Source organism: Tenacibaculum dicentrarchi (assembly GCF_964036635.1).
Taxonomy (GTDB): domain Bacteria; phylum Bacteroidota; class Bacteroidia; order Flavobacteriales; family Flavobacteriaceae; genus Polaribacter; species Polaribacter dicentrarchi.
Map to the genome: position 1 here is coordinate 1,944,388 of NZ_OZ038524.1, position 15,787 is coordinate 1,960,174.

Consider the following 15,787-nt stretch of genomic DNA (forward strand, 5'->3'; position numbering starts at 1 on the left):
TTATCTATTAATGTATAACCAACCTACTTTTGGTTTTGAACCATCTCCTAAATCAATAACATAATAATAAGTTCCTGGTGGTAATTTTTCATCAACAACTAGTGTTGTTCTTCCGTTTGAAATTCCTTTAAATGAAACACTTTCATTATTATACCCTGAAGCTTTATAAACTGTATTTCCCCATCTATTGAATATCTCTACAGTATTATTTGCGTATTCGGGCTTATCAATACAAGAAATAAAGAAGCTATCATTTTCACCATCGTTATCTGGTGTCATGATGTTGTATGGCGTTCCACAAGGGTTTACATCTTCATCTAAATAATCTGGAATACCATTTTCATTAGTATCCATAGAATCATTTGTTGTAATATCATTATCACCAGGATTTTCATCAATAGTATTTATTCCATCATTATCATCATCAATATCTTGATAATCAAATATACCATCACCATCAGTATCTGAAGGATTGGTTGGAACTCCTCCGTTATCAGTATCAAATACATCATCTAATCCATCTAAATCGGTATCAACTCCACTTGGAATTAAATCTGGAATACCATTTCCATCATTATCATTTCCTTCTATAATATCTAATAAACCATCATTATCACTATCAGTATCTAAACTATCTGGAATACCGTCATTATCTGTATCTATTGTACCATCTCCTTCATTTGTATCTAAAATACCATCATTATCATCATCTATATCATCTGTATTTAAAATACCATCTCCATCAGTATCAACTCCAACTAGTATTGTAACTGTTGCTATATTACATTTTATAGGTGATGATCCATTTTCACAAATTTGATACTCTAACACATAAGTTCCTGAAGCAATATCTGTGCTTATTGCTATAGTTCCATCTGAATTAAAGGTAAAACCTAAAGGGTTTGTTCCATTTGGATTTCCTAATAAAGTAACCTCTCCTACTCCTGTACCTATTATTACTGAATTACCATCTAATAGATCATTGATAAGAATACTTGGTGTTACACTTCCAGCTGCTAAAGGATTATTACTATAATCATCATTAATAGCATCTATTGGATTTGCAACAATAATAGTAGCAACTGCTATTTGGCAATTTTCTGGATTAGCTCCGTTTTCACAAATCTGATATTCAAAATCATAAGCTCCTGAAGGTATATTAGTTTCAACAGTTATTGTTCCATTTGGGTTTAAAATAAACCCTGATGGATTTGTTCCGTTTGGATCTGCTGATAAAGTAATTTCACCAACTCCAGAACCTACAATTATTGGAGTACTATTTAATATATCGTTATCTGTTATACTTGAAGTAGTACCTCCTGATGTAATTGGTGTTCCTATATAGTTAATAGCTTCCAAAACATTTTCTACTAAAACTGTCGCTGTATTACTCTTACAATTTGCTGGATTTGCTCCATTCTCACAGATTTCATAAGTAACTTCGTAAGTTCCTGAAGGAGACCCTGCGTTTACAGTTATCGTTCCATCAGCATTTAAAGTTACTTCACTTGGAACTGTTGTTCCGTTTAATGTTACTTGACCTGGATTTGTTCCAATTACAACAGCTACGCCATCTAAAGTATCATCAGCAATTACTGATGGACTATCATCTCCGATGGTTAAAGCGGTTCCTGTAAAATCATCAATATTTGCTACTAATGGATTTTCTACTAAAACTGTCGCTGTATTACTCTTACAATTTGCTGGATTTGCTCCATTCTCACAGATTTCATAAGTAACTTCGTAAGTTCCTGAAGGAGACCCTGCGTTTACAGTTATCGTTCCATCAGCATTTAAAGTTACTTCACTTGGAACTGTTGTTCCGTTTAATGTTACTTGACCTGGATTTGTTCCAATTACAACAGCTACGCCATCTAAAGTATCATCAGCAATTACTGATGGACTATCATCTCCGATGGTTAAAGCGGTTCCTGTAAAATCATCAATATTTGCTACTAATGGATTTTCTACTAAAACTGTCGCTGTATTACTCTTACAATTTGCTGGAGTTGCTCCATTCTCACAGATTTCATAAGTAACTTCGTAAGTTCCTGAAGGAGACCCTGCGTTTACAGTTATCGTTCCATCAGCATTTAAAGTTACTTCACTTGGAACTGTTGTTCCGTTTAATGTTACTTGACCTGGATTTGTTCCAATTACAACAGCTACGCCATCTAAAGTATCATCAGCAATTACTGATGGACTATCATCTCCGATGGTTAAAGCAGTTCCTGTGAAATCATCAATATTTGCTACTAATGGATTTTCTACTAAAACTGTCGCTGTATTACTCTTACAATTTGCTGGAGTTGCTCCATTCTCACAGATTTCATAAGTAACTTCGTAAGTTCCTGAAGGAGACCCTGCGTTTACAGTTATCGTTCCATCAGCATTTAAAGTTACTTCACTTGGAACTGTTGTTCCGTTTAATGTTACTTGACCTGGATTTGTTCCAATTACAACAGCTACGCCATCTAAAGTATCATCAGCAATTACTGATGGACTATCATCTCCGATGGTTAAAGCGGTTCCTGTAAAATCATCAATATTTGCTACTAATGGATTTTCTACTAAAACTGTCGCTGTATTACTCTTACAATTTGCTGGAGTTGCTCCATTCTCACAGATTTCATAAGTAACTTCGTAAGTTCCTGAAGGAGAGCCTGCGTTTACAGTTATCGTTCCATCAGCATTTAAAGTTACTTCACTTGGAACTGTTGTTCCGTTTAATGTTACTTGACCTGGATTTGTTCCAATTACAACAGCTACGCCATCTAAAGTATCATCAGCAATTACTGATGGACTATCATCTCCGATGGTTAAAGCAGTTCCTGTAAAATCATCAATATTTGCTACTAATGGATTTTCTACTAAAACTGTCGCTGTATTACTCTTACAATTTGCTGGATTTGCTCCATTCTCACAGATTTCATAAGTAACTTCGTAAATTCCTGAAGGAGAGCCTGCGTTTACAGTTATCGTTCCATCAGCATTTAAAGTTACTTCACTTGGAACTGTTGTTCCGTTTAATGTTACTTGACCTGGATTTGTTCCAATTACAACAGCTACGCCATCTAAAGTATCATCAGCAATTACTGATGGACTATCATCTCCGATGGTTAAAGCGGTTCCTGTAAAATCATCAATATTTGCTACTAATGGATTTTCTACTAAAACTGTCGCTGTATTACTCTTACAATTTGCTGGATTTGCTCCATTCTCACAGATTTCATAAGTAACTTCGTAAGTTCCTGAAGGAGACCCTGCGTTTACAGTTATCGTTCCATCAGCATTTAAAGTTACTTCACTTGGAACTGTTGTTCCGTTTAATGTTACTTGACCTGGATTTGTTCCAATTACAACAGCTACGCCATCTAAAGTATCATCAGCAATTACTGATGGACTATCATCTCCGATGGTTAAAGCAGTTCCTGTAAAATCATCAATATTTGCTACTAATGGATTTTCTACTAAAACTGTCGCTGTATTACTCTTACAATTTGCTGGATTTGCTCCATTCTCACAGATTTCATAAGTAACTTCGTAAGTTCCTGAAGGAGACCCTGCGTTTACAGTTATCGTTCCATCAGCATTTAAAGTTACTTCACTTGGAACTGTTGTTCCGTTTAATGTTACTTGACCTGGATTTGTTCCAATTACAACAGCTACGCCATCTAAAGTATCATCAGCAATTACTGATGGACTATCATCTCCGATGGTTAAAGCAGTTCCTGTAAAATCATCAATATTTGCTACTAATGGATTTTCTACTAAAACTGTCGCTGTATTACTCTTACAATTTGCTGGATTTGCTCCATTCTCACAGATTTCATAAGTAACTTCGTAAGTTCCTGAAGGAGACCCTGCGTTTACAGTTATCGTTCCATCAGCATTTAAAGTTACTTCACTTGGAACTGTTGTTCCGTTTAATGTTACTTGACCTGGATTTGTTCCAATTACAACAGCTACGCCATCTAAAGTATCATCAGCAATTACTGATGGACTATCATCTCCGATGGTTAAAGCAGTTCCTGTAAAATCATCAATATTTGCTACTAATGGATTTTCTACTAAAACTGTCGCTGTATTGCTCTTACAATTTGCTGGATTTGCTCCATTCTCACAGATTTCATAAGTAACTTCGTAAGTTCCTGAAGGAGACCCTGCGTTTACAGTTATCGTTCCATCAGCATTTAAAGTTACTTCACTTGGAACTGTTGTTCCGTTTAATGTTACTTGACCTGGATTTGTTCCAATTACAACAGCTACGCCATCTAAAGTATCATCAGCAATTACTGATGGACTATCATCTCCGATGGTTAAAGCAGTTCCTGTAAAATCATCAATATTTGCTACTAATGGATTTTCTACTAAAAATGTCGCTGTATTACTCTTACAATTTGCTGGATTTGCTCCATTCTCACAGATTTCATAAGTAACTTCGTAAGTTCCTGAAGGAGACCCTGCGTTTACAGTTATCGTTCCATCAGCATTTAAAGTTACTTCACTTGGAACTGTTGTTCCGTTTAATGTTACTTGACCTGGATTTGTTCCAATTACAACAGCTACGCCATCTAAAGTATCATCAGCAATTACTGATGGACTATCATCTCCGATGGTTAAAGCAGTTCCTGTAAAATCATCAATATTTGCTACTAATGGATTTTCTACTAAAAATGTCGCTGTATTACTCTTACAATTTGCTGGATTTGCTCCATTCTCACAGATTTCATAAGTAACTTCGTAAGTTCCTGAAGGAGACCCTGCGTTTACAGTTATCGTTCCATCAGCATTTAAAGTTACTTCACTTGGAACTGTTGTTCCGTTTAATGTTACTTGACCTGGATTTGTTCCAATTACAACAGCTACGCCATCTAAAGTATCATCAGCAATTACTGATGGACTATCATCTCCGATGGTTAAAGCAGTTCCTGTGAAATCATCAATATTTGCTACTAATGGATTTTCTACTAAAACTGTCGCTGTATTGCTCTTACAATTTGCTGGATTTGCTCCATTCTCACAGATTTCATAAGTAACTTCGTAAGTTCCTGAAGGAGACCCTGCGTTTACAGTTATCGTTCCATCAGCATTTAAAGTTACTTCACTTGGAACTGTTGTTCCGTTTAATGTTACTTGACCTGGATTTGTTCCAATTACAACAGCTACGCCATCTAAAGTATCATCAGCAATTACTGATGGACTATCATCTCCGATGGTTAAAGCGGTTCCTGTAAAATCATCAATATTTGCTACTAATGGATTTTCTACTAAAAATGTCGCTGTATTACTCTTACAATTTGCTGGATTTGCTCCATTCTCACAGATTTCATAAGTAACTTCGTAAGTTCCTGAAGGAGACCCTGCGTTTACAGTTATCGTTCCATCAGCATTTAAAGTTACTTCACTTGGAACTGTTGTTCCGTTTAATGTTACTTGACCTGGATTTGTTCCAATTACAACAGCTACGCCATCTAAAGTATCATCAGCAATTACTGATGGACTATCATCTCCGATGGTTAAAGCGGTTCCTGTAAAATCATCAATATTTGCTACTAATGGATTTTCTACTAAAACTGTCGCTGTATTACTCTTACAATTTGCTGGATTTGCTCCATTCTCACAGATTTCATAAGTAACTTCGTAAGTTCCTGAAGGAGACCCTGCGTTTACAGTTATCGTTCCATCAGCATTTAAAGTTACTTCACTTGGAACTGTTGTTCCGTTTAATGTTACTTGACCTGGATTTGTTCCAATTACAACAGCTACGCCATCTAAAGTATCATCAGCAATTACTGATGGACTATCATCTCCGATGGTTAAAGCGGTTCCTGTAAAATCATCAATATTTGCTACTAATGGATTTTCTACTAAAACTGTCGCTGTATTACTCTTACAATTTGCTGGATTTGCTCCATTCTCACAGATTTCATAAGTAACTTCGTAAGTTCCTGAAGGAGACCCTGCGTTTACAGTTATCGTTCCATCAGCATTTAAAGTTACTTCACTTGGAACTGTTGTTCCGTTTAATGTTACTTGACCTGGATTTGTTCCAATTACAACAGCTACGCCATCTAAAGTATCATCAGCAATTACTGATGGACTATCATCTCCGATGGTTAAAGCAGTTCCTGTAAAATCATCAATATTTGCTACTAATGGATTTTCTACTAAAACTGTCGCTGTATTACTCTTACAATTTGCTGGATTTGCTCCATTCTCACAGATTTCATAAGTAACTTCGTAAGTTCCTGAAGGAGACCCTGCGTTTACAGTTATCGTTCCATCAGCATTTAAAGTTACTTCACTTGGAACTGTTGTTCCGTTTAATGTTACTTGACCTGGATTTGTTCCAATTACAACAGCTACGCCATCTAAAGTATCATCAGCAATTACTGATGGACTATCATCTCCGATGGTTAAAGCAGTTCCTGTAAAATCATCAATATTTGCTACTAATGGATTTTCTACTAAAACTGTCGCTGTATTACTCTTACAATTTGCTGGATTTGCTCCATTCTCACAGATTTCATAAGTAACTTCGTAAGTTCCTGAAGGAGACCCTGCGTTTACAGTTATCGTTCCATCAGCATTTAAAGTTACTTCACTTGGAACTGTTGTTCCGTTTAATGTTACTTGACCTGGATTTGTTCCAATTACAACAGCTACGCCATCTAAAGTATCATCAGCAATTACTGATGGACTATCATCTCCGATGGTTAAAGCAGTTCCTGTAAAATCATCAATATTTGCTACTAATGGATTTTCTACTAAAACTGTCGCTGTATTGCTCTTACAATTTGCTGGATTTGCTCCATTCTCACAGATTTCATAAGTAACTTCGTAAGTTCCTGAAGGAGACCCTGCGTTTACAGTTATCGTTCCATCAGCATTTAAAGTTACTTCACTTGGAACTGTTGTTCCGTTTAATGTTACTTGACCTGGATTTGTTCCAATTACAACAGCTACGCCATCTAAAGTATCATCAGCAATTACTGATGGACTATCATCTCCGATGGTTAAAGCAGTTCCTGTAAAATCATCAATATTTGCTACTAATGGATTTTCTACTAAAAATGTCGCTGTATTACTCTTACAATTTGCTGGATTTGCTCCATTCTCACAGATTTCATAAGTAACTTCGTAAGTTCCTGAAGGAGACCCTGCGTTTACAGTTATCGTTCCATCAGCATTTAAAGTTACTTCACTTGGAACTGTTGTTCCGTTTAATGTTACTTGACCTGGATTTGTTCCAATTACAACAGCTACGCCATCTAAAGTATCATCAGCAATTACTGATGGACTATCATCTCCGATGGTTAAAGCAGTTCCTGTAAAATCATCAATATTTGCTACTAATGGATTTTCTACTAAAAATGTCGCTGTATTACTCTTACAATTTGCTGGATTTGCTCCATTCTCACAGATTTCATAAGTAACTTCGTAAGTTCCTGAAGGAGACCCTGCGTTTACAGTTATCGTTCCATCAGCATTTAAAGTTACTTCACTTGGAACTGTTGTTCCGTTTAATGTTACTTGACCTGGATTTGTTCCAATTACAACAGCTACGCCATCTAAAGTATCATCAGCAATTACTGATGGACTATCATCTCCGATGGTTAAAGCAGTTCCTGTGAAATCATCAATATTTGCTACTAATGGATTTTCTACTAAAACTGTCGCTGTATTGCTCTTACAATTTGCTGGATTTGCTCCATTCTCACAGATTTCATAAGTAACTTCGTAAGTTCCTGAAGGAGACCCTGCGTTTACAGTTATCGTTCCATCAGCATTTAAAGTTACTTCACTTGGAACTGTTGTTCCGTTTAATGTTACTTGACCTGGATTTGTTCCAATTACAACAGCTACGCCATCTAAAGTATCATCAGCAATTACTGATGGACTATCATCTCCGATGGTTAAAGCGGTTCCTGTAAAATCATCAATATTTGCTACTAATGGATTTTCTACTAAAAATGTCGCTGTATTACTCTTACAATTTGCTGGATTTGCTCCATTCTCACAGATTTCATAAGTAACTTCGTAAGTTCCTGAAGGAGACCCTGCGTTTACAGTTATCGTTCCATCAGCATTTAAAGTTACTTCACTTGGAACTGTTGTTCCGTTTAATGTTACTTGACCTGGATTTGTTCCAATTACAACAGCTACGCCATCTAAAGTATCATCAGCAATTACTGATGGACTATCATCTCCGATGGTTAAAGCGGTTCCTGTAAAATCATCAATATTTGCTACTAATGGATTTTCTACTAAAACTGTCGCTGTATTACTCTTACAATTTGCTGGATTTGCTCCATTCTCACAGATTTCATAAGTAACTTCGTAAGTTCCTGAAGGAGACCCTGCGTTTACAGTTATCGTTCCATCAGCATTTAAAGTTACTTCACTTGGAACTGTTGTTCCGTTTAATGTTACTTGACCTGGATTTGTTCCAATTACAACAGCTACGCCATCTAAAGTATCATCAGCAATTACTGATGGACTATCATCTCCGATGGTTAAAGCGGTTCCTGTGAAATCATCAATATTTGCTACTAATTCTCCAACTACAAAAACCGTTACCGTAGCTTTTGTACAGTTGTCTGGATTTGCTCCACTTTCACAAATTTCATATTCTACATCATAACTTCCTGTTGGCGTATTTGCTGCAATAGTTACATTTCCATCGGCATCTATTAAAATATTTCCTGTCGTTATTGGCGTTACATCTGTAGTTGCTGTCGTTACTTGAACGCCGTTTAAAGTATCACCTGTTAAAACTTCACCCGCTGAAACATCTGTTGTTCCTGATGATAATGGCGTTGAAGCAGTTCCTAATGTATCGTCATCTGCTAATAAAGCATTCTTAACAATTATCGTTCCTGTTGCTTTTAAAGGCTTACATGACCCCGTTAAGTCTATTTCATAATTAAACGTTCCTGAAACTGTTGGGGTACCACTAATTGTTATTTTATCCGATAAAAAACTAGCGTTTACTCCTTGTGGTAATCCATTAGCTCCTGAAATACCATCATTTGAGATTCCTGTAGCCAAGGTAGTTGTGTGAGTTATATTTGTAAGTGCCGTATTTATAGTTGTTACTGTTTGTGGTACAGTTGTAACAGTCATATCTGCTGTTACTGTAATTTTCCCTGTAGCATTAACAAGAGTACCACAACCTCCTGTTAATGGAATTGTATAATTAAATACTCCACTAACCGTTGGTGTTCCTGATAGTGTAATTATATTATCAGAAGTAAAAACAGCAGTTATACCCGTAGGTAAATTTTGTGCAACTCCAATACCTGTAGCCCCTGTTGTTTGATGTGTTATATCTGTAAGAAGTTCATTTATACATAAAGTTGGTGTGTTTGAAGCTGCTGTCACAGAATTACCTGATACAAATACAGTTACCGTACTTGTATCATTTACACAAGGCGTTGTTGCTGTAACGGTATAATCAAATTGATAAACACCTCTTGCTGTTGGATTATATGTAGCAGTACTTGCATTAAAATCTGCTGCTGGGTTATTTGGTGAACCAGCTGAAACACTCCATACTCCTGCCGCATCTTGTCCTGTTAATAATGATGATAAATTAACAGAAGCATCTCCAACACAAACATAACTGTCAGAACCAACACCTGCTTTAGGTTTAGCGACTGCTGTAATTTTCTTTATTACTTCTGTAACACATCTAACACCATTATCGGCTTCTAATTTAATCCAAGTATCTTCATTAAATATTCTTGAAGGGCTTAAAGTTTCATTTTCAAAAGGTGCCCAAGGACCTGTGTCACCAGCTGTACTATAAGACCACTGATAACCACCTAAAGCTCCATTTAAACCAATTCCATCAACTAAAGAAACAACTGAATTTATATTAAGTACAGGAGGAACAAAAGGAACCACATATATAGAAGCAGTAGAAGCAGTACATGAATTATCCTTTATTTCTACATCTATAGAACCACTTGAATGCGTTACGACATTCCCTAAACCATCATCAAATTTAATAACAGCTCCATTTAAACGACCAACATCCTGATCTACACAATCATATATTTGAACAGCCCACCCTCCTTTACGAGCATCTTTACCAATAACTTTTGACCAATCTATTGTTTCTTCAGTTGTTCCATCAAAATATTTATTATAAAGACCAGTAAGACTTTTACCTGGTTTCGATTGATCTGGAGCACAAAAATTAAAAACCCCTGATCCTGAGGTATTTGTAAAACTTAATCCTGAAACATTATCATTGCCATTACAGTAATTTTTCTGATTAGGTCCTAATGTTACTTTTTTACCATCTGGAGTTACTAGAAAAAAGCCTAAATCTGATACATAAGTATGCGTTGCATCAAAAGTTACTGTTATTTCTGTTGTTGGTGTTAAAATTAAAGGTCTTGGTCTTGGGTCATAATACGTGTATTTCGGATTTGTAACAGAACCTACTCCGTTTAAATTAATAGTATCTCCAGCACAAACGGTTTCATCTGCCCCAATATTTAAACTTAATGAGGTATTCCATACCCAAGCTCTTCCTTCTACAACTGTGCCTCCATCATTTCTAACAACTAAATAACCTCCATCAGTTAAACCTGTTTGAGTTGCTGTTGAATTTAACGCATAAGTATCATAAGAGTTAGATGCTGGATTAAATTTATACCAATCATATATGGTACCTGCAGCTCCCAATGGAGAAGTTAACTCACCACTTCCACTTGTAAATAAAAAGATAGGGTCATCAGAATTAGATGAATACAATGGATTTGTATATTCTGTTAACAATTCTCCACATGATGTTGATGAAGTTAGCCCTATTTCATTATTACTTATTTTTATAATTACAACTGTAACCGTTGCTTTATTACAAGGAGATATTCCACTTACTTCATATCTAAAAATTGTTCCACCTAATGGTAATAAACTTTCATCTACAGTACTACCAGATAATGCTCCTCTACTATCTACATCAACCCAAGTACCTCCTGCATCTTGCGAGCCATCTAAAGCTGTAAACAAATCTATATTTCCCGAGCCTTCAAGAACAAAAATAGGTCCATTAGTTTCTCCAGGTACAGGTCCTACAAAAACAGGAAATGTAGTTTTTGCTATATTTGAAACAACACCATTTATATCTGTTAATTGAACCTCTAAAATTCTGTTAACTGTTGTATTTGGCAATGCTGCGTTGTTTTTATAAAAAATATCATCTAATGAGTTTCTAAAAGAACTATTAGGTGCTGTTCCATCATTTTTAAATGTTAAAGAAGTTGTATTATTTCCTGAAACTATTAAACCTAAAAAAGCCCCTTTCATTGTTAATTCTTCATCTCCTATATTTTGAGAATTTGTTAGTGTAACAGTCATTGACTCTATGCCAAATGGAGCGTTTAATATAGAAGTTGCTCCCGTATTGGTATTATCTAAAATTTCAGAACCTGTCGAGCAAGCTGATGAATTTAAGTCAATACCTCCTGCCCCTGTAATATTAGCACTGTCTAAACGTATAAAAGGGGTTGGCGCTAGATTTAATGTAAATGGCTCTGATGAAACTGCTTCCGTTTCATTGGTTACATAATACTCAACCGATATACTTGTTACGGCAATATTACTTTCTACCAGCCAGTGAGTTCCTGCTGCAGTCGCTGAACCATCAGAAATAAAATGCACAGATGACGTATTGTTATTTTCTATAGAATGCCCTACTTGTCCGTTTACAAAACTACCAGAAAATTGAGCGCCTGCTGTTGTACTAGAAATTTTTATATTTTCATTTCTAAAAAACTCGCTATGTTCTTCTGAACTTATTTTAATAAATACAGGTTCACTAAATATATATGTATATGTATTACCCGATATTCCAACAGTAGCTCTTGCATTATTAAAACTATTTGTTAAAGTTAATGATGGAGGTACTGCATTTATAGGACCTCCTACTGTTGATGAATTTGTTCTAGTAACATCAACCTTAACAAGTGATGTTCCATCTGCTATAGATGAATAACTACTTGTTGAAAAATTATTTTCAGGAATAGACCCTGATAAATTACCCCAAGTTGAAACAACCTGAGAATTAACAATTATAGGAAATAAGAAAAATGCTAAACAAAAGGTATTAGCTAATAATTTCAAGTAACTTTTTTTCATAAATTTCTATTTTAATAATTTTATTAATTTTATTTCCAAATATTTTTAATGATGCTATTTATACACACAAAAAGTATTTTTCAGTCTCTAAAAACAAACACAATAGTGAATATAATATCTTTTTATGCTAAAATAATACAATTGAATTACTTTTTAAAAAAATGATTATTTAACTAAAGTATTCAATATTTTTTGTAAAATATACTATAATGACACTTTTTTTAAACTAAAGTCACATTCTACATTAATTATTCCAAATTATCTGAAATAATATAGAACAAATATTTTTTTACTTTATTATCTACCACTGTTAGTACACATCATCAAGATTTCAAACACTTTTCTTAAGTTTAACAACTAACAAATATATTAAAACACACAAAAACAGCTACCTATTCTTCTTTAAAAAAGAAATAATTAACCTTTTCTTAATCAAGAAAAAGTAAACAATTGATTAACATACAACTTTTATCTAAGCTTAATATAAAAACGTGTTATTTCCTTAATATTCTTAAAATTGAATTATTATTATAAAATTAAATTTACCACAAAAAAATATCTGTTCATTTATAAATGAACAGATATTTTTTAATACATAACCCTAAATAAAAATCATCTTTTTTTACATTCAATAATATGAAACTTTTTAGTGTTTCCTATTATTTTTATATTGGTAAAAACTTTCTCTAAATGCGTTTTGTAATTCAAATGTGTATTTGCTACTAATACGAAACGTCCGCTTGATTTTAAACAACGTGCTACTCCTTTAAATAAAGCAATAGTTACTTCTATATTATTTTCATGTTCAAAATGAAAAGGCGGATTAGAAACTACTAAATCAAAACTTGCTGTTTCTAAATCATCTAAATTATCGGCACAGACAAATTTTGCATTTTCTGCTGTTATATTTAATTTAGAAGAAGCAATTGCTATATTAAAATCATCAACTAAAGTTACCGCTGATTTTGGATTTTTGTCTAAAACATCGTAAGCAATAACACCGTTACCAGAAGCAACATCTAACACTTTTAGTTCATTTTCTTGTACTTCTAAATTCTCTAAGAAAAACTGTGTTCCATAATCAATTTTATCCGAAGAAAAAACTCCGTAATATTGCTTTATAGAATCATCTTTCCAAGGAATTTCATTCAATAATTCTTTTTCTTGAATAGCTGTTTTAGGTGTTTTAGGTGTTTTTAAAACTAACAATCTTGCTTTTTTCCAAGCATTGGTTTGTTCTACTTCTTCAAAATATCGTTCGGCTTTTTTAAGATACGCACGAGAAAAATATTTAGTCATAAAACCACAAACAACTACTGTATTTTCATTTGCTGATTTATAAATTTGTTGTAAAAACAGTTCAAATAACTCTACTGATTTTGGTAATTTAACTAAAGCTAAATCAACCTTTTCTAAAGTATCTAAAGGAGTTTTATAAACAACATCCGTAGATAAATTATTTAATTTTAAATTTTGGGTAATTGCTTTTTTCTGACTTGCATATGCCCAAATAGTAGTTAATTTTTTAGTATTTAATAAAGTATTAAAAACACCAAATCTATCATTATATATATGAATATTTTCAATCTCTAAATCGGTAATATAATCAAGCGTTAATAGCTCTGCATTGCTCCAAGCACGTAACGATTTATCATCAGTTTTAGGATACCTTTCTAATTGATATTTTTTAGCGTTTAATTGTAATTTTGTTTCCATTATTTTGATAAATTCTTTATGTATTTAGAACTTGATATTTAATTAATTTTTTATTGTAAATCGTACACAGCATCTAAAGACTGAATTTCTCCAGCTTTATTTCTTCTAAAAATATGTGTTGCTTTAACGTCGGCAATCGAGTCTTTCCCCATAGCCGCCACCACTTCTTTTACGGCATCAATCGTTTTATTATGATAATTTTTAACACGAATATTTTTATCGGCAACCACTAAAGCTTCTACCAAGTCTTCTTCTTGTGTTGCAACACCAACAGGACAGGTATCTAAATTACATTCACGTGCCTGAATACAACCTAAACTTAGCATAAAACTACGTGCCATACCAATTGCATCAGCACCTAAAGCTTTGTATTTTACAATATCAAAAGCATCAATAGCCTTACCACTTGCTATAATTTTTATTTGATTTCTTAATTTATATTTTTTCAAAGTTTTATTAACAAAAGCCAAACCATCTAATAATGGCGTTCCTATATAATTAGAAAATTCTATTGGCGCAGAACCTGTACCTCCTTCACCTCCATCAACTGCAATAAAATCAGGATAATTATTAGCATCAGCAAATGCTTTTATCATTGCTTCAATTTCATCGTTATCACCTACACAAAATTTAATTCCAACAGGTTTTCCTTCGGATAAATCTCTCACTTTTTGAATAAAAACAATCATTTCATCAAAATTAGAAAAAGCCGAATGCCCTGGAGGCGAATCTACACGTGTAAAAGGTTCTACAGCACGAATTTTTGCAATTTCTTCGGTGTTTTTTTTAGCGGGTAAAATTCCGCCATGACCTGGTTTTGCACCTTGCGAAAATTTTATTTCAATCATTTTTACTTCAGGACGAATGGCATTTTCTTTAAAAATTTCGGCATCGAAAACACGTTTTCCGTTTACACTCTTTCCTGCTCCAAAATAACCTGTTCCTACTTGAAAAATTAAATCACCACCTTGTAAATGATGTGGCGATATTCCACCTTCGCCAGTATTATGAGCAAAATCAGCCATTTTAGCACCTTGATTTAACGCCATAATTGCGTTTTTACTTAACGAACCAAAAGACATCGCCGAAATATTAATAATAGAAGCATCGTATTTTTGAGTACATTTATCAGAACCAAAAAGCACTCTTTCACCATCAATATGATGATGGTCTTTTGGAAATAACGAATGTTTTACAAACTCATATCCTTTTTCATATAAATTATGTTGCGTACCAAAAGGAACGGTTTCAATTTCTTTTTTAGAACGCTGATAAACAAGACTTCTTTTTTCTCTATTAATTGGTGTTCCGTTTAAATCATCTTCAATAAAATATTGTTGAATTTTTTCACGCTCTTCTTCAAAAACCCATCGCAAACGAGCTACCACAGGAAAAGAACGCATTAAAGAATGGTTTTGTTGAATAAAAGCATCATATAAAGCTAATAAAGTTACTGCCGATGCAATTGTTAATAAAATAAAATTCCCCATTTCAGGCATAAAATAAACCAATATACCGCACAAGGCATTAACAATAATAATAACAGCAAGAATTGTATCTCTCATTTTTATAAATTTTGTAGGCTAAAATACAAGATTTTCAGCATAAAAAAAGCTCTAACTAGTGTTAGAGCTTTTAAATATTGTAGATATTTGAAATTACTTCTTGAATTTCGCATATTTATTTTTGAACTTATCAATACGTCCAGCAGTATCTATTAATTTAGATTTACCTGTATAGAAAGGGTGAGAAGTTCTTGAAATTTCTAATTTGATTAATGGATACTCTGTTCCTTCTACGTCTAAAGTTTCTTTAGTGTTAGCAGTTGAACGTGTTAAAAATACATCTCCGTTAGACATATCTTTAAAAGCTACCATTCTATAATTTTCTGGATGTATTCCTTTACGCATCTTAA

At 34.0% G+C, this 15,787-nt stretch carries 4 protein-coding genes; all 4 read right to left on the reverse strand.

The window, feature by feature from the left end:
* A complete protein-coding gene (locus ABNT14_RS08395) occupies positions 1–12,156 on the reverse strand; it encodes a gliding motility-associated C-terminal domain-containing protein (protein ID WP_348719380.1) in 12,156 nt (4,051 codons plus the stop codon).
* A gap of 612 nt (positions 12,157–12,768) precedes the next feature.
* Complete coding sequence (locus tag ABNT14_RS08400; RefSeq protein ID WP_101902807.1) at positions 12,769–13,872, reverse strand: class I SAM-dependent methyltransferase; 1,104 nt, start codon at positions 13,870–13,872, stop codon at positions 12,769–12,771.
* A 50-nt stretch (positions 13,873–13,922) separates the two neighbouring features.
* The gene (locus tag ABNT14_RS08405; protein WP_101902808.1) at positions 13,923–15,437 is read right to left on the reverse strand and encodes an FMN-binding glutamate synthase family protein; all 1,515 of its coding nucleotides are present in this window, start codon (positions 15,435–15,437) and stop codon (positions 13,923–13,925) included.
* A 93-nt stretch (positions 15,438–15,530) separates the two neighbouring features.
* Positions 15,531–15,782 (reverse strand): type B 50S ribosomal protein L31, encoded by a 252-nt coding sequence (locus ABNT14_RS08410; RefSeq protein WP_058885474.1) that lies wholly within the window; start codon positions 15,780–15,782, stop codon positions 15,531–15,533.
* Between the last annotated feature and the right edge of the window lie 5 nt (positions 15,783–15,787).

Coding starts and splice junctions, on each gene's coding strand:
- ABNT14_RS08395 (WP_348719380.1), bottom strand. CDS start 12,156: ATGAAAAAAAGTTACTTGAAATTATTAGCTAATACCTTTTGTTTAGCA.
- ABNT14_RS08400 (WP_101902807.1), bottom strand. CDS start 13,872: ATGGAAACAAAATTACAATTAAACGCTAAAAAATATCAATTAGAAAGG.
- ABNT14_RS08405 (WP_101902808.1), bottom strand. CDS start 15,437: ATGAGAGATACAATTCTTGCTGTTATTATTATTGTTAATGCCTTGTGC.
- ABNT14_RS08410 (WP_058885474.1), bottom strand. CDS start 15,782: ATGCGTAAAGGAATACATCCAGAAAATTATAGAATGGTAGCTTTTAAA.